At 38.3% G+C, this 24891-nt stretch carries 27 protein-coding genes, 1 pseudogene and 1 riboswitch; of the genes and pseudogenes, 22 read left to right on the forward strand and 6 right to left on the reverse strand.

Translation table 11 applies throughout. The features are described from left to right. The first annotated feature begins 77 nt into the window (after positions 1–77). Positions 78–350, forward strand: a complete 273-nt coding sequence (locus LZP85_RS04960) for a hypothetical protein (RefSeq protein WP_061786601.1) — start codon at positions 78–80, stop codon at positions 348–350. A gap of 50 nt (positions 351–400) precedes the next feature. Here LZP85_RS04960 and LZP85_RS04965 read toward each other — a convergent pair whose 3' ends face one another. After that, positions 401–2539 carry an ATP-dependent Clp protease ATP-binding subunit gene (locus LZP85_RS04965; RefSeq protein ID WP_206782759.1) on the reverse strand — a complete coding sequence of 713 codons (2139 nt, stop codon included), beginning with the start codon at positions 2537–2539 and terminating at the stop codon, positions 401–403. Between the two features lie 776 nt (positions 2540–3315). Between LZP85_RS04965 and nhaC the strand changes: the two genes are divergently transcribed. The 3 genes from nhaC (at position 3316) to LZP85_RS04980 (ending at position 6057) form a co-directional block, all read left to right on the forward strand. Continuing rightward, positions 3316–4689 carry a Na+/H+ antiporter NhaC gene (gene nhaC, locus LZP85_RS04970; RefSeq protein WP_025908409.1) on the forward strand — a complete coding sequence of 458 codons (1374 nt, stop codon included), beginning with the start codon at positions 3316–3318 and terminating at the stop codon, positions 4687–4689. A gap of 293 nt (positions 4690–4982) precedes the next feature. After that, positions 4983–5861 carry an alpha/beta hydrolase family protein gene (locus LZP85_RS04975; RefSeq protein ID WP_119542947.1) on the forward strand — a complete coding sequence of 293 codons (879 nt, stop codon included), beginning with the start codon at positions 4983–4985 and terminating at the stop codon, positions 5859–5861. 70 nt (positions 5862–5931) lie between these two features. After that, the gene (locus LZP85_RS04980) at positions 5932–6057 is read left to right on the forward strand and encodes a DUF6254 family protein (RefSeq protein ID WP_226639071.1); all 126 of its coding nucleotides are present in this window, start codon (positions 5932–5934) and stop codon (positions 6055–6057) included. Between the two features lie 41 nt (positions 6058–6098). Here the strand turns inward: LZP85_RS04980 and LZP85_RS04985 are convergent, their stop codons facing one another. Next, positions 6099–6818, reverse strand: coding sequence for a 3-ketoacyl-ACP reductase (locus LZP85_RS04985; protein ID WP_061786151.1), 720 nt, complete (start codon positions 6816–6818; stop codon positions 6099–6101). A 246-nt stretch (positions 6819–7064) separates the two neighbouring features. Here LZP85_RS04985 and LZP85_RS04990 point away from each other — a divergent pair, with 246 nt between their 5' ends. From LZP85_RS04990 to LZP85_RS05035, 10 genes are all read left to right on the forward strand, one after another. Continuing rightward, entirely contained in the window at positions 7065–8648 is a 1584-nt protein-coding gene (locus tag LZP85_RS04990) for a spore germination protein (RefSeq protein ID WP_119542948.1), read from the forward strand. 22 nt (positions 8649–8670) lie between these two features. Next, complete coding sequence (locus LZP85_RS04995) at positions 8671–9873, forward strand: Ger(x)C family spore germination protein (RefSeq protein WP_119542949.1); 1203 nt, start codon at positions 8671–8673, stop codon at positions 9871–9873. Between the two features lie 6 nt (positions 9874–9879). Continuing rightward, positions 9880–10110, forward strand: coding sequence for a hypothetical protein (locus LZP85_RS05000; protein WP_119542950.1), 231 nt, complete (start codon positions 9880–9882; stop codon positions 10108–10110). 15 nt (positions 10111–10125) lie between these two features. Next, positions 10126–10392 carry a GerAB/ArcD/ProY family transporter gene (locus tag LZP85_RS05005; RefSeq protein ID WP_076513052.1) on the forward strand — a complete coding sequence of 89 codons (267 nt, stop codon included), beginning with the start codon at positions 10126–10128 and terminating at the stop codon, positions 10390–10392. A 21-nt stretch (positions 10393–10413) separates the two neighbouring features. Further along, positions 10414–11520: a GerAB/ArcD/ProY family transporter gene (locus tag LZP85_RS05010; RefSeq protein ID WP_119542951.1), complete on the forward strand. Its 1107-nt coding sequence runs from the start codon at positions 10414–10416 to the stop codon at positions 11518–11520. Positions 11521–11586: 66 nt separating this feature from the next. Continuing rightward, a riboswitch (PreQ1 riboswitch) is annotated at positions 11587–11630 on the forward strand. A gap of 174 nt (positions 11631–11804) precedes the next feature. Further along, a complete protein-coding gene (gene queC / locus LZP85_RS05015; RefSeq protein ID WP_119542952.1) occupies positions 11805–12467 on the forward strand; it encodes a 7-cyano-7-deazaguanine synthase QueC in 663 nt (220 codons plus the stop codon). Further along, on the forward strand, positions 12467–12910 hold the full coding sequence (gene queD, locus LZP85_RS05020; RefSeq protein WP_061786157.1) for a 6-carboxytetrahydropterin synthase QueD: 444 nt from the start codon (positions 12467–12469) through the stop codon (positions 12908–12910). The genes queC and queD overlap by 1 nt, the downstream gene beginning before the upstream one ends. Beyond that, entirely contained in the window at positions 12903–13634 is a 732-nt protein-coding gene (queE, locus tag LZP85_RS05025) for a 7-carboxy-7-deazaguanine synthase QueE (RefSeq protein WP_025908418.1), read from the forward strand. The genes queD and queE overlap by 8 nt, the downstream gene beginning before the upstream one ends. A 99-nt stretch (positions 13635–13733) precedes the next feature. Next, complete coding sequence (gene queF / locus LZP85_RS05030) at positions 13734–14231, forward strand: preQ(1) synthase (protein WP_061786159.1); 498 nt, start codon at positions 13734–13736, stop codon at positions 14229–14231. Positions 14232–14297: 66 nt separating this feature from the next. After that, positions 14298–14999 (forward strand): oxidoreductase, encoded by a 702-nt coding sequence (locus LZP85_RS05035; protein ID WP_025908420.1) that lies wholly within the window; start codon positions 14298–14300, stop codon positions 14997–14999. A gap of 243 nt (positions 15000–15242) precedes the next feature. Here LZP85_RS05035 and LZP85_RS05040 read toward each other — a convergent pair whose 3' ends face one another. Continuing rightward, positions 15243–15428: a YkvS family protein gene (locus LZP85_RS05040; RefSeq protein ID WP_025908421.1), complete on the reverse strand. Its 186-nt coding sequence runs from the start codon at positions 15426–15428 to the stop codon at positions 15243–15245. 242 nt (positions 15429–15670) lie between these two features. On the opposite strand from LZP85_RS05040, the gene LZP85_RS05045 reads away from it, so the two are divergent. From LZP85_RS05045 to LZP85_RS05060, 4 genes are all read left to right on the forward strand, one after another. Then, positions 15671–16525, forward strand: coding sequence for a patatin-like phospholipase family protein (locus tag LZP85_RS05045; RefSeq protein WP_206782797.1), 855 nt, complete (start codon positions 15671–15673; stop codon positions 16523–16525). Between the two features lie 16 nt (positions 16526–16541). Further along, complete coding sequence (locus LZP85_RS05050; RefSeq protein ID WP_025908423.1) at positions 16542–16736, forward strand: hypothetical protein; 195 nt, start codon at positions 16542–16544, stop codon at positions 16734–16736. A 70-nt stretch (positions 16737–16806) separates the two neighbouring features. Beyond that, positions 16807–17133 carry a hypothetical protein gene (locus LZP85_RS05055; RefSeq protein WP_061786160.1) on the forward strand — a complete coding sequence of 109 codons (327 nt, stop codon included), beginning with the start codon at positions 16807–16809 and terminating at the stop codon, positions 17131–17133. A gap of 777 nt (positions 17134–17910) precedes the next feature. Further along, positions 17911–18660: a cell wall hydrolase gene (locus tag LZP85_RS05060; RefSeq protein ID WP_025908425.1), complete on the forward strand. Its 750-nt coding sequence runs from the start codon at positions 17911–17913 to the stop codon at positions 18658–18660. A gap of 24 nt (positions 18661–18684) precedes the next feature. On the opposite strand, the gene LZP85_RS05065 is transcribed toward LZP85_RS05060, so the two are convergent. Next, a complete protein-coding gene (locus tag LZP85_RS05065; RefSeq protein WP_025911362.1) occupies positions 18685–19053 on the reverse strand; it encodes a YueI family protein in 369 nt (122 codons plus the stop codon). 383 nt (positions 19054–19436) lie between these two features. Continuing rightward, a pseudogene (locus tag LZP85_RS05070) lies at positions 19437–19688 on the reverse strand (SDR family oxidoreductase); the annotation flags it as partial. Between the two features lie 403 nt (positions 19689–20091). Here LZP85_RS05070 and LZP85_RS05075 point away from each other — a divergent pair. From LZP85_RS05075 to LZP85_RS05090, 4 genes are all read left to right on the forward strand, one after another. Continuing rightward, the gene (locus LZP85_RS05075) at positions 20092–21408 is read left to right on the forward strand and encodes a short-chain fatty acid transporter (protein WP_206833401.1); all 1317 of its coding nucleotides are present in this window, start codon (positions 20092–20094) and stop codon (positions 21406–21408) included. A 189-nt stretch (positions 21409–21597) separates the two neighbouring features. Then, positions 21598–22893 carry an NCS2 family permease gene (locus tag LZP85_RS05080; RefSeq protein ID WP_025909171.1) on the forward strand — a complete coding sequence of 432 codons (1296 nt, stop codon included), beginning with the start codon at positions 21598–21600 and terminating at the stop codon, positions 22891–22893. A gap of 464 nt (positions 22894–23357) precedes the next feature. Then, complete coding sequence (locus tag LZP85_RS05085) at positions 23358–23690, forward strand: hypothetical protein (protein ID WP_076513049.1); 333 nt, start codon at positions 23358–23360, stop codon at positions 23688–23690. A 51-nt stretch (positions 23691–23741) separates the two neighbouring features. Then, the gene (locus LZP85_RS05090) at positions 23742–23948 is read left to right on the forward strand and encodes a hypothetical protein (RefSeq protein ID WP_224840129.1); all 207 of its coding nucleotides are present in this window, start codon (positions 23742–23744) and stop codon (positions 23946–23948) included. A 32-nt stretch (positions 23949–23980) separates the two neighbouring features. Here LZP85_RS05090 and LZP85_RS05095 read toward each other — a convergent pair whose 3' ends face one another. After that, a complete protein-coding gene (locus LZP85_RS05095; protein WP_119542955.1) occupies positions 23981–24784 on the reverse strand; it encodes an HAD family hydrolase in 804 nt (267 codons plus the stop codon). Positions 24785–24891: the final 107 nt, after the last annotated feature.

Consider the following 24891-nt stretch of genomic DNA (forward strand, 5'->3'; position numbering starts at 1 on the left):
TTGAACTATAATCATCTCAAGAGCCATGTTGATGCACGTACATAGTGGCTCAATTGATTTGAAAGGGGACAGGTACGATGAGTAAAAGTTTCTTAGTCAAATTATTTGGAGCATTTGCAGCAATTACGCTTATGACAGCATGTAGTGCAGAAGAGGGAGAAGACACGACAGATCAAGAACAAACGGAAGATGCGGAAGAAACAACTGGAGAGCCGGCAGAAACACCAGTTGAGGAAGAAGCCGTAGAAGAAGATACAGAAGAGCAAGATCAAGATGCAACAGAAGAGGCAGAGGAACCAGCTGAAGAGGAAACAGACGAATCAACAGATGACCAAGAAGATAATCAATAAAACAAATAGAAAAAAAGCGACTCCCAAGGGAATCGCTTTTTCCTTTTTCATTATTTCAGTTTAGAAGTGACGCGGATTTCTTGCTGTTCATTGACATCAATGAATACCTCGTTGACTTCTTCATCCGTTAGTAAAAGGTCAGTAATTTGGTCTTCAACATGCTCTTGTATAGCGCGACGCAGTGGGCGAGCACCAAATGCCGGGTGGTAGCCAAGAGATGCTAGTGTTTCTTTCGCTTTATCTGTAACTTGTAGGGCGATGTTTTGTTCTTTAAGCGTTTCTTTTAATTCTTGAAGCATAAGCTCAACAATCTTAACCAGATGTTCTTGTTCAAGGTGATTAAATTCAATAATGGCATCGAAACGATTTAAGAATTCAGGCTTAAAGTAAGCAGATAGTGAATCTAAAACAGATGCATGTCTAAGAGCTGCATTTTCAGATTCAAAGCCCACCGTAATTTTCTTTTCTCCCACACCTGCGTTACTTGTCATGATGATTACAGTATCTTTAAAGCTTACTGTACGACCTTGACTATCGGTTAAACGTCCGTCCTCTAAGATTTGTAGGAACATATGCTGAACGTCAGGGTGCGCTTTTTCAATCTCATCTAATAAGATGATTGAATAAGGGTTACGACGTACTTTTTCAGTTAGTTGGCCAGCCTCATCATGACCTACGTATCCTGGAGGTGCGCCAATTAGTTTAGACACCGCGTGTTTCTCCATATACTCACTCATATCAAGACGAATCATCGCATCTTTTGTGCCAAACATTTCCTCTGCTAGAGTTTTTGTAAGCTCTGTCTTACCAACTCCTGTTGGACCAACAAATAAGAAAGATCCAATTGGACGATGCTTAGCTTTTAACCCAGCACGAGAGCGACGAATTGCTTTTGCAACTTTTTCTACGGCTTCGCTTTGACCAATGACTTTGTCGGAAAGGTTTGCTGACAGGTTCTTCATTTTGTGAGCTTCATTTTCTTGAAGTTTCCCAACTGGAATACCCGTTTTCTTTTCAATGATTGCTTGAATATGCTCAACGGTAACTTCAGCTTTATCTTGTTCTTGGTTTAGCTGCTTTTCAAGTTTTGCTTCTTCATCGCGAAGTTTGGCAGCCGCTTCGTACTTTTCTTCTTTTAAAGCTGTTTCTTTTTCCACAGCAATTTCTTTTAGTCGTTTATCGATATCGTCTTTGTTTGAGATACCTGCTTTTAAGTTCATTTTTGAGCCAGCTTCGTCTAATAAGTCAATGGCCTTATCAGGTAAGAAGCGGTCTTGGATGTAGCGATGTGATAAATTTACACAAGCTTTAATTGCATCTTCTGTGAAGTTGACGCTGTGATACGCTTCGTATTTGTTTTGGATGCCTTTTAAAATTTGAACGGCTTCGTCAACAGATGGTTCATGAACCATCACAGGCTGGAAACGACGTTCAAGAGCCGCATCTTTTTCAATAGCGCGGTATTCTTTCAGCGTTGTGGCACCTACGACTTGAAGTTCACCTCGCGCCAATGCTGGTTTTAGGATGTTACTTGCATCCATTGAACCTTCAGCAGAACCCGCTCCAACAAGCAAGTGGATTTCATCAATGAATACAATAACGTTTTTACGTTGTTGTAGTTCGGCGATTAGCTGCTTCATGCGCTCTTCAAACTGACCGCGAATACCCGTGTTTGCTACAAGAGCAGCGACGTCTAGTAAGTATACGTCTTTGTTCATGAGCTTTGAAGGAACGTCGCCTTCTGCAATTTTTAATGCTAAGCCTTCGACAACAGCGGTTTTACCTACACCAGGTTCACCGATTAAAACAGGGTTGTTCTTGTTACGGCGGTTTAAAATTTCAATGACGCGTTCAATTTCTTCGTCACGTCCAATAACAGGATCAATTAGTCCAGCTTTTGCAATTTGTGTTAGGTTGCGACCAAATTCATCTAAGAATCCACCCCCGTTACCTCCTTGCTGAGGAGTAGGCTGCTGAGCTGATTGATTCATGGCTTGTTCATTTGCTAATTGATTGAATAAATCATCGATGTTCATGAAGTGCCCACCTCCAAATCCAGACGGCATTTTACTTTGTTTCATTAATGATTGATAACATGTATGGCATAAACGATATTGTGATTTTTGTTGATTAGCTTGTACGTTTAAATAAATTGTTGCTTCACGTTGTTGACAGTTTTGACACATCATTTAAAAGACCTCCTTAGAATGATTAAATGAATGTAATCATTGATCAATTAGTCAATTTGACTTTGACTATATTTGACCTTTGTGAGTTCATTATACTTTGACCTTTTTTGACTTTCAAGTGTTTTGCTTACACTTTTGTTTTGGAAGTTATTTCTTATTTTAAGTAGAATATTCTGTGGTTTGTTTATTACCTTTTATATGAGATGTAGTAAGAATGCACGCAACGAGTTGTGATTTCCACTCCGGATTGTTCGCTTTCCACGGGGCTCGCGTTGAACTTCCTCGTCACTCCGTTCCTGCGGGATTTCAAGCTGCCTCGCTGATTCCGTAGGAGTCCCACATCCTCCGTTCCAATCACAGGCTTCTGGAATAGAAGAAACAAGTCCTGCTTCGCTGTCTTTTTGTTTTGAAGGAAGGAGCATACGCAACGAGTTGTGATTTCCACTCCGGATTGTTCGCTTTCCACGGGGCTCGCGTTGAACTTCCTCGTCACTCCGTTCCTGTGGGATTTCAAGCTGCCTCGCTGATCCCGTAGGAGTCTCATATCCTCCGTTCCAATCACCTTTTCCTTTAATAATTATAAATAAGAAGTATAGGTAATGTACCCGGTTAGAATTGGGCAAAACATAGAAAAGAGAGTGGAATTTATTGACGATGTTGTTTTTTTGGCGAGAAGCGATTGACAGTAGTAGGAATAACCCATATACTTCAACTATGTTTAGTGCATAAAAGCATAAAAGCGTTTAAGTGAAAAAGAGATTGAGGGGAACAAGTTAATGAAAAAAGAGATAACATTTGGACAGTCAATTGGGATTGTCGTTGTTTTATTAGGACTTATTTTTGCATCATTATTTTTATTAGGTTTAGCACCACATGTTCCATTGCTTATTAGCATTGTAGCGCTTTGTACCATTGGAGCACTTATGGGTGGTAAGTGGAAAACTTTTGAACATGGCATTGTAGAAGGGATTAAAGTAGGGGTTAAGCCAATTTTAATTCTTATGCTTGTTGGTGTATTAATTGCTGCCTGGATGGTGGGCGGAACGATCCCAACTATTTTATCGTATGGATTCAATTGGATTTCACCGCAATATTTCTTAATTAGCGCACTTTTAATCACAATTTTAGTATCGAGCTTTACGGGAAGTACATTTACAACGATTAGCACGGTTGGAGTAGCTTTATTTGGAATTGGAACGGCTATTGGGGTGAATCCAGGCCTAGCTGCAGGAATCATTGTGTCAGGAGCAGTGTTTGGTGATAAGATGTCTCCTTTATCCGACACAACTAACTTTGCTTCAGGGATTGTTGGCGTTTCTCTAAGTGATCACATTCGCCATATGTTGTGGACCACGTTACCAAGTATTATTGTAACGGCTGTAATTGCATTGGTCATTGGCATAAGCACACATCGAACAGGTGTAAACTATGGAGATATTGAAGCTGTACAAAGTGCATTAGGTGATACGTTTAACCTTAATCTTCTAACACTTTTATCACCGCTTGTTGTGTTAATTCTATCGATTAAACGATTTGATGTACTCCCTACGTTGGTAATTGGAATTATCATCGCCGTAATAACAGGGGTATTATTACAGCCAACTGTTACATTAGGAAGCATGCTTGGGGCTCTTCAAAGCGGTGGTCAAATTGATTCAGGAAATGAAATTGTAAATGCTATTGTCACAAAAGGCGGACTGGACTCCATGATGTTTTCAGTGTCCCTTGTCATTATTGCGCTAGCTCTTGGTGGGTTGATGCGTGAACTTGGTGTTGTTCAAGCTTTAATTGAAGGATTAGCTAAGCAAGTGCGAAGAAGTGGCGATGTAGTGTTTTCAACAGTTCTTTCATCTATTGGTGTTAACGTTATAACAGGCGAGCAGTATTTATCTATTTTATTACCTGGGCAAACATTCAAGCCTCTTTACGTGAAGTGGAACTTGCAGGAGAAAAACTTATCTCGTACGCTAGAAGATGGAGGAACAGTTATTAACCCATTAATTCCGTGGGGAGTAAGTGGAGCTTTCATTTCACAAACACTTGGTGTTCCAGTTGTCGATTATTTACCTTTTGCATTTTTCTGTCTGCTATGTCCAATATTTGCTGTAATTTTGGGCTACACAGGACTTGGTATTGCTAAACAAAAATAACTTATGATCTAAAAAGCTTTGAATTCTTAATTACTTATTAAGAATTCAAAGCTTTTTATTGTACCAATCATGTTTAATATTTGCTGTTAGAGGTAATGTGAGTAGAAGCTCTAATCTTTCTCTTCCAAAAAAGAGAAAGTAGTAATACAATAAACCATAACGTTTAGTTGAAGAGCTATTTGTGAAGGATTCCACAAAAATCCTTTTTAGCAAACATTTAAAAAGGGTAGAGCAAAAAGAAACGGCTCATCATAAAAAGAGATAAAAGTTAGTAATTGAGGAGAGGATTCTGTTTGAAAAAGTGGGGGTTCATTGTACTACTTACCATCGTTGTACTTGGCGTAACCGCTGTTTTTTATCGAGCGGAAAGCGGCGATGTTAATAAAGAGAAAGTGCATTTATTTTCACCTTATGCTAGTAGTGTTGATATATATCAAATCACATATCCAAGCGATGGGTTGCAGGTTAAAGGTTTTTTATTACAGCCAAAAGACATTGTGGATAAAAAATATCCACTGCTAGTTTATAATCGTGGCGGGAACCGTGAGCACGGTATGATTCGAGATAAAACGCTGCGCTACTTATCATCATGGGCGGATAAAGGTTATGTTGTGGTTACAACCCAATATCGTGGTAATGGTGGAAGCGAAGGAGTAGAAACATACGGCGGGGACGATATTCATGATGTCCTTAACCTCATTAAATGGGGAGAACAGTTGCCTTATGTAAACCCTGAACAAAAAGTAGCGTTTGGATATTCTCGCGGTGGAATGATGACGTATTTAACCATGAAAAATGGCATATCCTTTGATGCGGTGGTTGTTCAATCTGGAATTACGGATATGTTTCAGTTCTACGACCAACGGGGTCCTGAAATGAAGCAAGTGCTAAGAGATATTGTTGGAGATCCTAAGGTGTATCCTGAACGATATAAAAGTCGATCGGTTGTGTATTGGAGCGATAAGGTAAATTCGCCGCTTCTTATTTTACAAGGAGATCACGACAAAAAGGTACATCATACGCAAGCAGAAAAGCTAGTTGCGCAGCTTGAAGAACAAAACAAAGAGTATAAATATGTCTTATACAAAGGCGGAGATCACCCACTAAGCAACTATTATAATCAGTATAATGCTGAGATTGACAAGTGGTTTCAACGGCATTTAGTTGAATAAAAGTGGCAAGCATATTCGTCCGTTTTTCGCACATCCTAGAAAGGAACACTATAGAAAAGGATGATGAACGATGACACAATCAAAAAGACAGCAAGAGCGTCAATGGAATGTGCGTAAACAGTCGCAAAATCCAGCTCATGGCAAAGTAAAGTCATTTGAAGAATTAGCAGAAGAAATTACGCCAAAAAATAAATAATAAAAGCCCCTCTAAATCGAGGGGCTTTTTGTTTGTTTAGATTAAGGGTTAGTAGACCACATACCAGCTGATTTAATAAAGATACGAGGGTGTAGCTTCAGCTGTGCTACCATGATTTCCGCTAAATCTTCAGGTTGCATTACCTTTTCAGGATTACCGTCTGTTAGGTTTTCCTTATAAGCAAGCTCTGTAGCAACTGTACTTGGTGTTAAAGCAGTTACGCGAATATTGTGTTTGCGTACTTCAAGAGCAAGCGATTCTGTCAGACCTAATAAACCAAATTTTGAAGCACTGTATGCACTTGTTACAGGAGCTCCTTTTTGTCCAGCAGTAGAGGAGATATTAATGATATCTCCACCGTTTTTCTCAATCATTTGTGGTAAAACAGCTCTTGTAACGTAATAGACACCCATTAAGTTAATATCAATGATCTGCTTCCATTCTTCAGGAGATAGTTCTAAAAAGCCTCCGAATTTTCCGATGCCGGCATTGTTGATTAAAATGTCTGCTTTACCTAGTTGGTTATATAAGTAATCAACGGCTTTATTTACTTCTTCCATTGAAGATACGTCTGCTGTAGCATAAGCAACTTTTACACCTAATGCTTCGACTTCTTGTGCAACGGCTTGTAAATCAGCTTCTGTACGTGCTAGTAAGCCAAGGTTGACACCTTCTTTTGCTAAATCAAGCGCTGTTGCTCGGCCAATACCTTTACCAGCACCAGTAATGATGGCTACTTTTCCTTGTAATGATTGTCCCATCTTTCGTCACTCCTTCTTAATTAAACTATCGTTATTGCTAAAATCAGTTTGCAAATCATGCTAAATGAGTAGCTGAATAAATTAGCAATCCATCTAATCCTACAAAATGTAGAGAACCATTGTCAAAGCTCTTGCTCTATAAGGCGGTTAAAAATACCAAGATAACTGAATAAATTTCCTGCATAGACAGAAACTATAAGGACTTGAAGAGGAACGCTGTGCCGTTTGGAAAATGGAGGATGACGTATGCGAATAAAAAAACTATCAGAATTAAAAAATCGATCTAAAAAGCCTAAAGAAAATGAATCACAACCAATAGCTGAACCTTCATCTTCCGATACTGAACTGTTAAAAAGCGTAAAAGATAACTTGAATGCGATGAAAGCAGAGCTTGGAGATAGTGCTGATGTGGTTTGCCGCGAGTTTGCCATTTCAGTTCAAGAGAAATTTCGATTAGGGCTTATCTATATTGATGGATTGGCGAGTGAGGATAGCGTACAAGAGTTTACCATGGAATCAATCATGCATAATCATACGAAACAGCTCGTTCATGATGATGGTGCTGTGAACATGTTTGAGCTCATTAAAAATTACAGCTTAGCAATTGGGGAAATTAAAGAGGTGACTCTTTTAGATGACGTCATCTTACATGTTTTATCAGGTGATACGGCTCTATTTATAGAAGGTTATCAAACGTGTATCATTGCTAGTACAAGAGGGTGGGGAGAAAGAGCGATTTCAGAACCACAGGCTCAAACAGTAGTGCGTGGACCAAGAGATAGCTTTACTGAAACGCTGCGCACCAATACGGCACTGGTAAGAAGACGGATTAAATCTCCTAATTTACGAATGGAGTCTCAGAAAATCGGTAAAGTAACGCAAACAGACGTAGCGATTATGTATGTAAAAGGAATAGCTGATAAGCAAGTGGTGAAAGAAGTAAAGTCCCGGCTTTCTAAAATTGATATTGACGGCATATTAGAGAGCGGATACATTGAAGAGCTTATTCAGGATGAAGATTATACTCCTTTTCCAACAATTTATAACACAGAGAGACCTGACTCAGTATCAGCAGGTCTTTTAGAAGGTCGAGTAGCAATCTTTGTAGACGGAACGCCGTTTGTGCTATTAGTCCCGGCTTTGTTTATTCAATTCTTTCAAGCTGCTGAAGATTATTATCAGCGTGCAGATATTAGTACACTCATTCGTATTATTCGATACGTCGCATTTTTCTTAGCTTTATTAACGCCGTCAGCTTATGTTGCGCTTACCAATTTTCATCAAGAAATGCTGCCGTTTGGTTTGCTTGTTAGTATTGCAGCTCAGCGTGAAGGTGTCCCTTTTCCAGCCGTAATTGAAGCATTGATTATGGAAGTGGTCTTTGAAATTTTGCGTGAGGCAGGAATTCGATTGCCAAGAGCCGTAGGTTCTGCTATTTCGATTGTAGGAGCGCTCGTATTAGGGGAGGCTGCGGTACAGGCGGGGTTGGTCTCACCAGCGATGGTCATTGTTGTATCCATAACTGCCATCAGTAACTTTGTATCGCCGGCTTACGATATGGCGATTGCTGTAAGGATGCTTCGCTTTGCCTTGATGTTTTTAGCAGCAACATTTGGATTGTTTGGAATTATTTTAGGACTTATTTTAATGATTCTACATCTGTGCAGTTTACGTTCATTTGGTATTCCATATATGACACCAATGGCTCCATTTGTAAGTAGTGACCAAAAAGATGCGCTCATTCGTCGTTCGTTAAAGAAAATGAATACGAGACCGAAGCTTATTAGCGAACAAAACGTTGTACGTGAACGGTCAAATGATGAGAATTAGCTTTTATAAAGGTGGAATAAGCATGAAACGAATCGTACTTGTATTATGCATATGTCTACTCCCACTATCAGGCTGTTGGAGTAGTCGAGAGCTAAATGAATTGGCCATCACCGTAGCGGTAGGTATTGACGAAGTAAAAGATGGAATTGAGTTAACGGTTCAAATTATTAACCCGGGCGATATTCAAGCCCAAACGCCGACGAATGGTCCCTCGGTTACTACGTACTCGATTAAAGCAGATTCTGTCATGGAAGCTCTTCGGAAAATGACAATTGAATCACCTAGAAAAATATACTTATCTCATTTACGGATGCTTGTTCTTAGTGAAGGAATTGCAAAAAGCGGAATTGCTGAAGTGTTAGATTTTTTCGCGCGAGATCATGAGGTGCGAACCGATTATTTTGTTGTGGTAGCAAAAAATTCACGCGCTTCATCCGTTTTAAATGTCTTGACAACCATTGAAAAAATTCCAGCCAATTATATGTTTGCTGCATTGGATACGTCACAAAAAGTTTGGGCGCCTACGCGAGGTGTAAAGCTGAATGAGCTTATTAGTAACTTAACGAGTCAAGGCAAACATCCTGTGTTAACCGCTGTTCTTGTAAAAGGTAACCACAAAAAAGGCGGAGATATGGCAAATGTCCAGCGAGTTAATCAAGATACCATTCTAAAATTTAAAGGTCTTGGCATTTTTAAAGGAGATGAACTTGTTGGGTGGTTTAATGAAAGTGAAAGTAAAGGATATAACTATGTTACCGGAAATGTAAAAAGTACGGTCGTTGTTATTCCGTGTGAAAAAAAAGAAAAATCCCATGACATTATTGGAGTTGAGATGCTGCGAACAAGTACGGATATTAAAAGCCGTATGAAAGATGGAAAGCCTGTTATTGATGTGAACTTAAAGGGAGAAGCAAACATCGCTGACGTAGAGTGCCAGGTTAACTTGCAGGACCCTGCTATGATTACTGAACTAGAGAAAAAAGCGGAACATGATGTGCAAGATAAAATGCGAAGAGCAATTAAGAGAGCACAAAACGAATATCAAAGTGATATCTTTGGGTTTGGAGAAGTTTTTTACCGCCAAAACGTAAAGGACTGGAACAAGATGAGAAATCGCTGGGATGAAATCTTTGCGACAGATCTAGAAGTGAACTTAAAAGTAGATGTGCAAATCCGTCGACTTGGAACGTTGAATAACTCATACATGAAAGAGATGCAGGATTAGTGCAACATGGAAAACTTACTGCTGTTTTTAGGGGTATTCAGCTTTTTAGCATATAAGGCAATCCGCCCTCTTTATCAACAAAAACAGATAAAAGAAATCGTAATATACAGCATCTTTTCTACTATAGGAGTGGTAATGTGGATAGCGGTTATTTTTCGAATAACCATTCCAACTCCGCTGTATGCCCTTGAGTTTTGGATGCAGTCCATCATTGATATATTTTCTTCATTTTATTAGGTGTAAGTGTTCAATATGAGCCAAAAAGAAGTGATAAGTGGGAAACAGTTCTTTACATTAACCCACGTATTCTCCATTGGAAGTGCAATCTTAGTTGTATCTACTTTATTATTAGCTGTGGCAAAGAACATCGCTTGGATTTGTGCAATAATTGGAACAGGAAGTGGGTTAGTATTTGCGAGGCTTTTATTATGGTTAATCAAAAAATACCCTCAATCGACGCTAATTGATATAGCAAAGAAGTCTTGTGGCAAGTATGACCGAAAATCGGTAACTACCTAGTGAGTAAAGGAGAGGAAAGGAATGCATCCACGCTTAGTAATAAGCAATTTTCAACTATTCTCAATGATGCTGCTGTTCTTATTTGGAAGTGCGACCATTGTGAGTATTGGACAGGAAGCACGTCAATCCGCATGGATTGCCGTTTTAGTAGGGATGTTAATGTACCTGCCTTTCTTTGCTCTTTTTACACTTTTATATAAAAGGCATCCAGAAGAAACGTTTCCAACAATATTAAAAATTGCTTTTGGAAAGCTAGTTGGCAAAATTATTTGCATGCTGTACGTGCTATATTTTATTTACATTGGTGCGCGTGTTCTAAGAGACTTTTGTGAGCTATTATTGTTAACATCAATGAATGATACGCCTCTAGTTATTGTGGGTGGGGTTATGACGCTAGTTATTGCGTATGCATGCTTTTTAGAAGTTGAGCCAATCGCAAGAGCGAGTGTGTTATTGTTAGTTGTTTTTGTTGGCTTCATTGTATTAGGTTTTTTCTTACTGTTCTTTTCTGATGTTATGAACCCAGATCGTATGCACCCCATTTTAGCTGAAGGAATCGGTTCAATTTTTAGAGCGGTGTTTCCGCTTATTTTGACGTTTCCATTTGGAGAAATGGTTGTTTTCTTAATGTTTAACCAGTTTATAAAAGGAGAAAAGTCTCTTAGAAAGATGGGAACGCGTGCCGTGGTGATAGGAGGCGTTATGCTTAGTATGTTAAGTTTAATTAGCTTAACTACACTCGGACAGCACTTGGTAGGATCATCGACAATCCCCCTACTTGTAACCGTACAGCAAGTGAATATTGGAGATATTATTCAGCGGATGGATATGCTAGCCATTAGTGTTCTTATTATTGGCGGTTTTGCTAAAGTAACGATTTTCGCATATGCAGCTATTTTAGGGATAAAAGATATTTATCAAACCAGGAGTCACAAGCTATCACTCCTTTTGGTTACGATATCCATTCTGACTACGACTATTTTTATGTCGGATAATGCTGTTAAACATTTAGAGATAGGTTTGAAAATTGTACCAGTTTGGATTCACATTCCCATGCAGTTTGTCATTCCAATCGTAACGCTGGTGATGATTCAATTGAAAAGTAGGAAGAAAAGTAGAAGTACATAGTAATTTTAAATGGAGTATGATATAGTTAAAAGCGAAAATTGAAAGAAGAAATGCCGTGCTCTATGTGCGGGAGAGGTTCGTAAACTCCCTCTATAAAAAACTAAGATCATCAGTGAGATGACAAATGGCGCCGATTTTAGGGGCTTTTTTCCTGTTTCTTTTTTAATATAAGAAAGGGATTCTTAGTTAAGGGAGATTGCAAACGAAGCAATCTCTTTTTTTATATGATCTAAACAACGGAATGTTTTCTTCTTTGACTTTATAAAGGAAAAGGAGACAAAAAAATGAAAAACGAAAAAGCAATTGTTGTATTTAGCGGTGGACAAGATAGTACGACTTGTTTATTTTGGGCGCTAAAAAACTTTAAAGAAGTGGAAACTGTTACGTTCGGCTACGGTCAGCGTCATAGTAAAGAGATTGAGGTTGCGGAAGCCATTGCAAAAAACCTTGGTGTAAAACACACAATTTTAGATATGTCGTTGTTAAGCCAACTAGCGCCTAACGCACTAACAAGAGATGATATTGACATTAGCCAAGAGGAAGGGGAGCTACCGACAACGTTTGTGGACGGACGCAACCTTCTCTTTTTATCATTTGCGGCTGTATTAGCTAAAAATAGCGGTGCACGTCATTTAGTAACAGGTGTATGCGAAACAGATTTCTCAGGGTACCCAGACTGCAGAGATGTGTTTGTTAAATCGCTAAACGTAACGTTGAACTTATCAATGGATTTTGAATTTGTCATTCACACACCATTAATGTGGATTGATAAAGCAGAGACATGGGGACTAGCCGATGAATTAGGTGCGCTTGATTATGTGCGTGAACATACGTTAACTTGCTATAACGGTATTATTGCAGACGGGTGCGGAGAATGTCCGGCATGTAAGCTTCGCAAGAGAGGTCTAGAACAATACCTTGACACGAAACAAGGAGGGGAACAGTAATGCTTCAGCAAATTTACCCACAGGTAGCACATCCTTATTCGTACGAATTAAATAAAGACATGAATTTTGCCGCTGCGCATTTTGTTCCTCATGAGTCAGCAGGAAAATGTCAGCAGGTTCATGGCCATACGTATTTTGTTAATTTAACTATTGCAGGTGATGAATTAGATTCATCAGGCTTTTTAGTTAACTTTGCTACGTTGAAAAAAATTGTTTCTGGTCAGTTCGATCATACGCTTTTAAATGATCATAAAGAGTTGTTTAATGAAGAGGATGCGAATGATTTTCCAACATCTGAAGTTATTGCTCGGAAAATTTATGAACTTGTACAAGCTCACTTAGATGAACTTGAAAATAAGCCAGCATGCGTGCAAGTGTTTGTTCGTGAAACTCCTACAAGCTATGTTGTATATCGTCCAAAGAAGGTGAAGCGAGATGAATAATAAGGTTCCTGTTCTCGAAATATTTGGTCCAACGATTCAAGGAGAAGGAATGGTTGTGGGCCGAAAAACAATGTTTGTGCGCACAGCTGGCTGTGATTACTCATGCAGTTGGTGTGATTCGGCATTTACTTGGGATGGGTCAGCGAAAAGTGACATCCGTCAACTGACGGACGAAGAGGTCTGGCATGAATTGCAAACCTTAGGAGGAGACCGCTTTGACCATGTAACTATTTCAGGCGGGAATCCAGCGCTGTTGAAATCTTTAGATAAACTAATTGATCGCTTGCATGATCATCAAAAGCAAGTCGCGCTTGAAACTCAGGGAAGTCGCTTTCAAGAGTGGTTTTATAAAATTGACGATTTAACTCTTTCACCCAAGCCACCAAGCTCGGGAATGAAGACAAATTACGAAGTGTTGGATGATATTGTTGAACGCTTGCAAAACAATGGACGTAGTCAACATATTAGCATTAAAGTGGTTGTGTTTGATGAAACGGATTTCGATTATGCAAAACACATTCATCAGCGCTATCCATCAGTGCCATTCTTTGTTCAAGTAGGAAATGATGATTTGACAACAACGGATGACGATGCGTTAACTCGTAAATTATTAGGGAAGTATGAGTGGCTAATTGATCTTGTTGTAGCTACAACAGATATGAATAATGTACGCGTATTGCCGCAGGTTCATGCACTTGTATGGGGAAATAAAAGAGGCGTGTAAGCGTTCTTTAAAAAATTTACAAATAAAATACAAAAACAAATATGTACAAAATGAAAAAACGCTGTTAGAATGACAATCGTAGAAAGAGAGGAAACACACATGAGTGGTCGTAAAGAAGAGGAATTAGAAGGTGTAACGCTTTTAGGTAATCAAGGAACAAAGTACTTGTTTGAGTATTCACCAGAAATTTTAGAGGTGTTTGATAACAAGCATCCAAATCGAGATTATTTCGTTAAATTTAATTGTCCAGAATTTACAAGCTTATGTCCGCAAACAGGACAGCCTGATTTTGCTACAATCTATATTAGCTATATACCTGATGAAAAAATGGTTGAAAGTAAGTCTTTAAAGCTTTATTTGTTTAGTTTCCGAAATCATGGTGATTTCCATGAAGATTGTATGAATATTATTATGAATGACTTAATCGAATTAATGAATCCACGTTATATTGAGGTATGGGGGAAATTTACGCCACGTGGTGGAATTTCCATTGATCCATATACAAACTATGGTCGTCCAGGCACAAAGTATGAAGAAATGGCTTCTTATCGATTAATGAATCACGATTTATATCCAGAAACGATTGATAATCGTTAATGAAAGCAGGTTGTCTTAACAACCTGTTTTCCGATGTAAACAACAACAAGGTGAGAAGGTGAAAGAATGTCACAAAGATCAGCATTAGTACTAGGAGCAAGTGGCCTTATTGGTCAAGAACTTTTACAGTTGCTTTTAGATAATCGCTCATATAGCCATGTGACAGTACTTGTTCGAAAGGCACTGCCGGTTGAACATGAAAAGCTACGTCAGCTCGAAATTGATTTTGCAGAGCTTGAAAAGTATGAAAAAGATTTTGCAGTTGATGATGTATATTGTTGTTTAGGCACAACGATGAAGAAAGCAAAAACAAAATCGAAATTTATTAAAGTGGACTATGAATTCCCACTAAAAGCAGCAAAATGTGCCGAAGCAAATCGCTGCCAAAACTTTTTAACCGTTACAGCAATTGGTGCTGATCTTCGTTCCCCTTTCTTTTACAGTAAGGTAAAAGGTCAGGTGGAAGAAGATATTGCGAGTCTGTACATTCGATCTACGCATTTCTTCCGTCCATCGCTACTATTAGGCAAACGCGATGAGTTTCGTTTGTTTGAAAAAGTAGGGGAATACACTCTTAAGTCTTGCTCATTCTGCCTAATTGGTAAATGGAAGAAATATCGACCAATTAAAGCTTACAATGTTGCAAAAGCAATGATGAAAGCGGCTATGGAAGATAAAGCAGGGGTTCATATCCATGAAAGTCAAGATATTTTCACAGGAGAATGTTATTACTCATTTACAAATGGTAAAAAAGTGATTGCAAAGTAAAAGCCTCGAATTTAGAGGCTTTTTTTCTTTTTTTAGAGGAAGCTATTTTTCTTTCCTTAAGGAAACTTTTTTAGTTGTGTGAATATAATAAAGTAAAAGCATGAGGAGGAAGGAAATGAAATCGGCTAAAAAAGCACAACAATATGCGTATATGTTGTACAAACTCGGTATTTTAAGTAAAGAGCAAAAGGAAAAGATTTGTAACAAATAACCACCCAGTACTTTGTACTGGGTGGTTATTTGTTACATCGCATGATTGATAATGGTGTAGTTTTTATGGTTTACAACTGTTCGCTGTTCTAAGTCTAAATCACGATAGTTAGTCATATAAGTTAGGTCAACAATTACAGAGTTCTCATTTACTTTTTCTACAATACCTTTTAAACCATTTTTAAATTCAATTACGTTTCCTACCTCTGCAATTTTCATCGCAATCGCTCCTTCATTAGATTATTTTTAGAAAATTTATAAAAGTAAATCTAGTTAACGCTTTCTATTTTCTTTTTCTCAATTTTGCCTTAAATTGGTTAATTAGTAAAGATGTTTTTTAAAAAATGTAAAAAAAGATGTTTTTTTAAGTGAATTCTTCGACAAAAGGAGGGTAATTCGATATAGTACTGACATGTAGGATTATTTAATGATTAAAACATTAGAAATAGAAGGTGTCAATTATTATGAGAAATACAGGGTTAGTATTAGAAGGTGGCGGTATGAGAGGCCTTTATACAACGGGGGTACTTGATTACTTTATGGAACAAGATTTATATTTACCTTATGTGATTGGTGTTTCGGCGGGAGCCTGTCATGCAACTTCCTATTTATCACGACAAGTAGGAAGAAGCCGTCGAGCTAATCTAGATTATATAGATGATCCACGTTATTTGTCACTGCGAAATTATTTTAAGACGCGTGAGATGTTTGGGATGGATTTTGTATTTGAAGAAATTCCAACCAGCTTACTTCCATTTGATTTTGATTCTTTTCACAAGCGAACTGAACAGCTTGTAGTAGGCACAACGGACTGCGTAACGGGAAAGCCTGTTTATTTTGACAATCATGAGGACGATTTGCTGACCATTATTCGCGCATCAAGCTCGCTTCCATTTGTGTCAAAAGTTGTGGAGTATGGTGGTAAACAGCTGTTAGACGGGGGAATCAGCGATCCAATTCCAGTAAAAAAAGCAGAGAGTGATGGATTTAAGAAAAATATTGTGGTGTTAACACGAAATAAAGGATACCAAAAGAAAAAATCCAGTTCATCTTGGTTTACAAAGCGTTATTATCGTAAGTATCCAGGTTTAGTTAAGGCATTAGAGAACCGCTATAAGCTTTATAATGATACGCTTGCTTATATCGATGAGCAGGAGAAAGCAGGAAATATATTTGTGATTCGTCCACAGAAGCCACTGGTAGTAGGGCGAATGGAGAAAGACCGATCAAAGTTAGACGTTTTGTATAAGCAAGGATATGAAGAAGCTGCAGAACAGTATGATAAACTAAAAGAATGGTTAAAGGACTTTTCGTAGAAAGGAGTACATATAAATGAACGAAGAGGAAGTAATGAAGCAGTTAGATGCTCTCCGTGACGGCGAGATTCAAGAGCTACACGTTCGTAAAGAGGATTTTTTAGGGTTTCAACCTGTGCTTGTAAGAAGAGAGGATTTCAAGCATTTTCGCGGAGTAGCTGGTCGAGGTGGGAACTTTACGTATTATTATACCGAAACGCCTCGTAGTTAAGTTGAAACGCTAGCTTTCTTGAGCAGACGCTTATATAATGAAAGTAATATGTAGCTATAGGAGGGATTACATGGACGATTTTCGAAAAAGTACAGCACCATTTTATTTTGCAGATTATATATGGAAAGATAAAAATGGACAGATGACATATGGGATGCTGTTAACAAACCGGCCAGCTGACGACCGGGAGTACGACCTCCATTCATTATTAGAAGAAGCGTTTGTTGAGCACAAAAAGGTTTCATTAACAACGGTTTATGATAATAGTGAACAGCTACTGTCAGGTTATGTCCTGGATTTATCAGACGATCAATCTGCGTTTACGTTTATGGACGATACAGGTGCTAAGCTAGTAATTGATTTCTATGATGTTGTAGAAATAGAGCTTGAAGATTAAAGAAGATGAAGCGTGTAAATTTGCGCTTCATCTTTTTTGTTTTGAAAGAAGAAAGAAGGAAGAACGCATACAATGGGTCGTGATTTCTACTCCGGCTGCTCCCTTTCCGCAGGGCTCGGTCTAAGCCTAAGCCTCCTCGTAAACTTGCGGGGTCTCAGAGCACTCGCTAGTCCTGCAGGAGTCTCCCATCCTTCGTTGCAATCACAGGCTTCTTCGAGTAGTGGGAAAACTACTTATCTCCATGTATTGTTTGGGTGTGAAAGAGGGCAGAACGCGCGCAATGAGTCGTGATTCTCACTTCAGATAGTTCGCTTCAATCACAGGACTTTTAAGGAAAAGGAGAAGTCATACTCTATATCTTTTTAATTCGATTTTCTAAGAGGAAAGTTTCACATAACGAATGATGACTTTGCCTGATAGGAGTTGTTTTACTCACAATATCTTGGGGGGAAAGGTGTGGCATAGAGTTCGTTTTGAATAATTGCTTCTTTCAGCAAATGTAGTTATAGAGTAGTTAAATGTGCATCTATTTCTAGAATTGAAATGATTTTGAAGTGAGTCAAAAGTCTGAAAAGGGAAATATAAACAAGGTAATACCTACCTCCTTGCACAAAAAAATTCCTTCATTATGACAAATATATAGGATTATTGTCATAATCGTGTTTGATTCGTAATGTTATTAATCAAACTAAAAGAAATGTAAAGGAATCGTTCGGTGAAAGAGGTACTACGCTATGTTAGAGTAGTACCATACGAATTTTCAGGAGGTATTACCGCATGAAAAAGAGTTATGTTAAGTCTTTATTCATGATGCTAACTGCTATGTTTGCTCTTGGAAGCGTTCAGTCAGTCGCAGTAGCAGAAACGAAATATAAAGTCATTAAGGGAGATACCCTTGGGCAGTTAAGTAAACAATATGGTGTAACCATTGCAGATATAATGGACGAAAATAATCGTACAGACGAATGGATTTATGAAGGGGAAACGCTTCGTATTCCAGAAAAGCCAAACGGTCGAGATACTGATGGGCTAATTTCAGAGTCAAAAGTAGCCGAAGAAGAGAAAGCCGTTAAAGCGGTTGAAACGGAAGAAGTAAGCCAACCTGCTGAAGTAGAAGAAGTTAAGGCAGAAACACAGCCGGCTCCTGAAGGAATGGCCATTTCTCAAGGAGAGAAAGATTTGTTGGCACGCTTAGTAGAAGCGGAAGCAAAAGGTGAGTCGTATGAAGGAAAATTAGGTGTAGCTATCGTTGTCCTAAATCGTGTAGAGTCACAGCAGTTTCCAAACAGTGTTAACGGAGTAATTATGGAAGTGGTAGGGACTAGCTATGCGTTTTCTCCTGTTCAAAACGGCTCAATTAATAAGCCAGCATCTGATGAAGCACACCGTGCAGTGGAAGAGGCACTAATGAGAAAAGATCGCTTAAATGATTCCATTTACTTTTATAACCCTGACACAGCGACAGATGATTGGATTCGCTCTCGTCAAGTTGTAAAAACAATTGGAAATCATGTATTTGCAAAATAAAGAAAAGCCGTCGATGACGGCTTTTTAATTTTTGATAAAAATTTCATTTTCAGTGGAACCTTTTGACCCTGTGACCACGAGTCCGATATCTGTATCAGCTTCTAGGTTTTGTACAATAGTAAAAGGAACGTTATGTTTGTTTGCTATTTGAATATATTTTGATAAAAAAGAGTAGGAAATCGTTCCGTTTAAAAAGACTTGTCCACTTTGAACGTTAGTGATGGTTGTTTCAACCTCTTTATAAACGGTTGGCTTCATTACCTGTCCCTTAGTTAGAGCAATTTCAATTCGTTCACGTAAAGCAGTGAGGAAGTATTTACGCTCAGCTTGCTTTGTTTCTTGGGTGCCATATAGTCCTCTTTCTAAATATTCTTCGATGTTTTCACTCATGATTGTCACTCCTTCTTATGTATCATTTACCCATATTTCAATAAAATATGAGGACTTCATATAAAAATATCATCTTTTAGAACATACTTAAAGAAATCCGATAAAAAGGGTTGCTATTTTGAAAAAATTAGTGTTTAATGAACATAGAACGAAAAGGAAATGATTTCATAAAGTTAAGATTGTAAGCGATTTCAGTTCGGTTTGTATAAAGTTGTTTGGGGAGATGACTTTATACAATAATAGCGCGTTTTGAGGTTTATAAAGGGGAGAATAAGCCTTAAACTAATGGTCAAAAAAGGGTTTTCCATTATAAAGATGCAATCATTTTATCCTTTTCATAAAATGGGCGATGAACGCAAAATTCATCGCCTTTTTTATGTCATTTTTTACTGAGCTGTATACCCGCCGTCCATTACAATGGCTTGGCCTGTCACTCCTTTCGCTTTATCGCTTGCTAGGAAAAGTGCATAATCAGCAATTTCATCAACTGTTAGCAAACGCTGATGTGGAACGAGGGGGTAGATTACTTGTTCTAATACTTTCTCAAGTGAGATGTTACGTGTTTTAGCTAAGTCTTGAAGTTGGTTACGAACAAGTGGCGTATCTACATAACCAGGACAAAGCGCATTTACTGTAATGACATCCTTCTCCAGTCATAAAAAGATGGTAGTAGTATTACCTGGGGGAATTGAGATATGTATTTATTTCAATAAATGAAAATGAAGCACGCCCACAGGGCGTGCTTCATTACAGGGAAGACTAACTATTTCTAACATTGTACACTTATATATTTCAAATCTAGGGAAGTTAATTCTAAACATAACGTTTAAACTTGTCAAGGGTTATAAGTTTAAATGTTAAAAAATCCCGCTTATGCCCATGCGAACTGAATAAGGAAATATATGCAATATCGTATAACATGATTTTTAAAGAAAAGGAGTGAGCGGTGGTTCACTTCTTTTCCTGTTTTAAAGGAAAAAAGAATAAAAAAAGCGAATATCATACATGACGTCAGAAAAAGTCGAATAAGGGGGAACTTCTATGAAACACATAGTTGGTTTTTTTAATGGGATTATGCAAAGGTATTTACCAGATCCATTTTTATTTGTCATTATCCTAACATTTGCAGTGTTTGGATTGGGGCTTATCTTTACAGATAGTACCCCAATAAATCTAGTGCAGTACTGGGGAGAAGGTTTCTGGGGGTTATTAGCTTTTTCTATGCAAATGATTCTAGTATTAGTAACGGGGCACGTATTAGCAAGCAGTCCTTTATGTAAAAAAGGATTAACGCGCCTTGCTAGCTTGCCTTCGACTCCAGGACAAGCAGTGGTACTTGTATCGATTATCTCATTACTAGCAAGCTTTATAAACTGGGGATTTGGGCTGGTTGTAGGTGCGTTATTTTCAAAGGAATTAGCGAAACAAGTGAAGTATGTCGACTATCGTTTATTAATTGCGAGTGCATACAGCGGCTTTGTCATTTGGCATGGAGGACTTTCGGGTTCTGTTCCTTTAACGATTGCGACACCTGGTCATTTTGCAGAAGACATGATTGGACTTATTCCAACAAGTCAAACCATTTTTTCTACATTTAACTTAGTGATTGTAGCCGCCTTGTTTGTAGCCGTACCGATTGTGAATAGATTAATGATGCCACCAAAGGAAGAAGCATTTGTAGTAGATCCTGAGCTGTTAAAAGACTTTCAAGCAGCATCGGCTGAAGCTGAGCATATGACGCCCGCAGCACGTTTAGAGAATAGCCGAATTATTTCATTGGCAATTGGGGCTGCGGGAATCGTATTTTTAGGTTATTACTTCGTGGAAAAAGGACTTTTATTAAATTTAGATATTGTCAATTTTCTGTTTCTGTTTCTGGGAATTTTATTTCATGGAACGCCTCGTAATTTTTTGAAAGCGGTAACAGAAGCTGTAAAAGGAACAAGTGGCATTATTATTCAATTTCCATTTTATGCAGGGCTGATGGGCATCATGGTATCTTCAGGGTTAGCAACTGTGATTTCAGAAGCATTTGTTTCGATTTCAACTGAAACAACGTTTGCGATGTTTGTTTTTTGGAGTGCTGGAATTGTTAACTTTTTTGTACCGTCCGGAGGAGGGCAGTGGGCAGTTCAGGCTCCGGTAGTTTTAGACGCAGCTCAAGCTTTAGATGTACCAACTGCAAAAGCTGCCATGGCAGTAGCCTGGGGAGATGCTTGGACGAATATGATTCAGCCATTTTGGGCGCTTCCTGCTCTTGCAATCGCTGGGTTAAAAGCAAAAGATATCATGGGATATTGCGTCATGATTTTGTTAGTAAGCGGCGTCATTATTTCATTAGGATTGCTTATTTTTTAATACAGCGATTAGTAAAAGATGTTATCGATAAGCATGCAAAAAATGCTGATACTATAAATGCAGTAGAAGTTGATACTGTAGAAAACGTAAAATTTCTCTTGCAACCGCCACGGATTTTGCTATAATAGCCACGGTGGCTTTTTTAGACACTGGGTGGGTGAGGGATATTGAGAAAAGAAGGAAGAAAATTTGAAAGCGTTATTAGAAAATTTGTTTCAATTGAAACATCATAACACAACGCTTGGAAAAGAAAGCGTTGCGGGCGTTATTTCCTTTTTATCAATTGTATATATCATTGCGATTAATTCAACTATTTTATCAGATGCAGGCATCCCATTAGAAGCAGGTATTTTTGCGACGGTGGCTGTATCGGTCATTGGTTGTTTACTGATGGCGTTTTGGGCAAACGCCCCGCTTATTTTGGTTCCAGGTATGGGAATCAACGCGTTGTTTACGTATACAATGGTACAGTCAATGGGATTAACGTGGCAAGAAGGACTAGCTGCCGTATTTATATCCGGCGTTTTGTTCACTTTACTTGCATTTTCAAGGCTATCTGCAAAGCTTGTGGCTGCGATTCCGCACTCTTTAAAAGAAGCAATTACCGTTGGAGTCGGGTTATTCTTAACATTTATTGGGCTTCAAAAAGGTGGATTGGTTATTCCAAGTGATACAACGTTTGTTGCATTAGGGAATCTATCAGATCCGTTTGTGCTTAGTACGTTGTTGACATTGATGATTACAATTGTGTTATTTATTCGAAATATACGCGGAAACTTTTTGCTCAGCATGATTGCTGGAACGCTTATTGCAATGCTGTTTGGTGTTCAAAATCAATCGAACGGCAGCACCTCTACAAGCTTTCAAGAATTTTTTGCAGGTTTCGGTGCCTTTTCGTTTACAGCGCTTGGACAAATTACGTTTTGGGCTGCGGTGTTCTCGCTAACCATGGTACTTGTATTCGAGAACATTGGATTAATTCATGGCCAATTAGGCATGATGGACCAACAGGAAAAGTTTTCAAAAGCTTTTCAAGCAAACGCTGTTTCTGCCTCTTTGGCAGGTCTCCTTGGCACGAGCCCAACTGTTGCTTCAGTTGAAGGAGCATCAGGTATTGCAGCAGGTGGAAGAACGGGACTTACGTCTTTAATTACAGGCGTGTTATTTTTAAGCTCACTGTTCTTTATTCCATTTATTAAGCTTATTCCAGATAGTGCAATTGCACCGATTTTGATTGTTATTGGTGGTTTGATGATTCAAAATATCAAGAACATCAACCTCCAAGATCTATCAGAAGGTTTCCCAGCGTTTTTAATTATCGCTCTAATTCCGCTAACGTACAGCATTGCTGATGGTATCGCTTTTGGTTTTATTGCATACCCGCTTTTAAAGCTTGCAATCGGCAGAATGCGTGAAGTATCCGCTTTTATGTACGTAATTGCGTTGTTATTTTTCTTGAACTTTGTTTTACATTATATTGCATAAAGTTAAGCAGCTGGATTGCCAGCTGCTTTTTTATTTGAATGGATGATTCTAAACTCCTAAAAGAAGGAATAAGTAGACAAAATTCATGCGTGGTTGCATAACTTAGGGCTTCCTATTATGATGATAGGATTATTTTTGATGACTGTGCTTAATACGTAAAGCATGACGCCTATTATAGCAGTAGAAGCTACTTTAACAACAGTTGGAATTTTACTGTTTGTTTATCATGTTTTGGCGCATTTAAAGTCGGAATAGAAGCAAAATATGTCGGCAATTAAAGGGAAAGAGATAAAGGAAAACGCAGTTATTTTATCGAATATCTAATAGTAAAATAACATAAGAAAAGCGTTTTTTATTTATCAAAAGCAGACTAGGCCTAATAAAAGGGGGAGCTCAGCCGTAAGAAGTCTAGTTACTTATTGCGCCTAAAGAGTGGGGTATAAGTTTCTTACTGCGGAAATACTATGAATGAACAGCAGCAGTTTGTACGTGTGAGGGAGTTAGCAAATGAGATTATTCGTTTTAAGCTTCAAGATCGTGCGGTCTATAACGAAGTTGAGCTGCGCAATAGCGTCGAGTTATTAGCTCGCTCCATTGTAGATTTGGCAAATGTTCATTTAAAAGAAGATGCTGACCCAGAAACATCTCTTAAAGCAACAGTGTGTAAGGTGAAGATGGTGTATAACCATATGAATCAAAAAGCAAAACAGCAAGGTCTTGAAGGGGCATATCAAGAAATTCAGGATTTAAAATCGTATGCAGAGAATGAATATGAACAGAAGAATCTTTTAGGATAAGCGATTCAACTAACTCCTTCCTTTGTACAAAAAGAAAGGAGAGAGGTAAATTTGTCATCTTTAACAATGCCAGAAACCATTGTAGCATCATTATTAGCGCTATTTGTAATGGGAATTTCCATTCTGTTTTTTATGACGCTGATCTTAACGATTGTTAGGAGAGAACGTATTCAGGCTCTTGTAAAAGCAGGCAAGACAGATAATGGTGCTCAGCACAGCCTAGGAGAATACCTCCGGGCAGTTTGGAAGAGACATTAAAAAAGTGCGAGGCAGACGCTTCGCACTTTTTCTTATTTAGTAGGGATGCTATTATTTCGTGCTAAGACAATTTCCGCTGCTTCACTGACGGATGAAACAACAGCAGAAGCGTGTTTTTTCACTTCTTCAGGAGCTGTGGCCATCGCAAAGCTATTCGGCGTTAAGTGAAACATTGGAATATCATTAAAGGAATCACCCACGCATGCTACTTCTTCAGGTTGTAAACCTAAATGATCTAGTAAGATTTGAATAGCATTTCCTTTGCTGATGTGCTTTGGCATGATATCCAAACAGTTTTTTGCAGAAATGTAGGCATCAATTTGCTCTTTAAACTGATGTGTTAAATCAGCTTGAAGAGCTACCAATTCTGAGTGGTCTCCAAGGATTGTAATTTTAGATGGCGAGAGGTTTAATCCAAAAGAGTCGAGCATATTTTCCTGCTCCTCAATTGGGAAAAACATATGCTTTTCAATTTCATTAATGACGTCGTTTTTCGTTTCTACATAGTTCGTATCGTTTGAACAAACTAAGACGACGTGGTTAGGATTTAGCGTTTGTTTGTATAGGCTGGAAGCTAACTCACTTTCAAATACCTTAGCGTGTAGTGAGTGATTATCTCTTGTCCAAACAAACGCACCATTTTGACTAATTCGATGAAAATTATTTTGAATATCAGACGAAATTTTTAGAATTTCACTATCCATTCGTCCTGATGCTAAACAAACATCAATATTGCTTTCTTGAAGCTTTACTAACGCTTCAATATTATGTGTTTCAACATATTTTTCCTGATGAAGCAACGTACCGTCAAGGTCGCTGACAAATAGTTTGATCAACTTAAAAAAGCTCCTTTCAATGAACCGGTCATATTCTTATAAATAGTAGTATACATGCGTATTTATTGTATCAAGAAAACGCTTGTATTTCATATAAAAAGGCTTCC

The organism is Priestia flexa, from assembly GCF_021441905.1.
In the GTDB taxonomy this organism is placed as follows: Bacteria; Bacillota; Bacilli; order Bacillales; family Bacillaceae_H; genus Priestia; species Priestia flexa.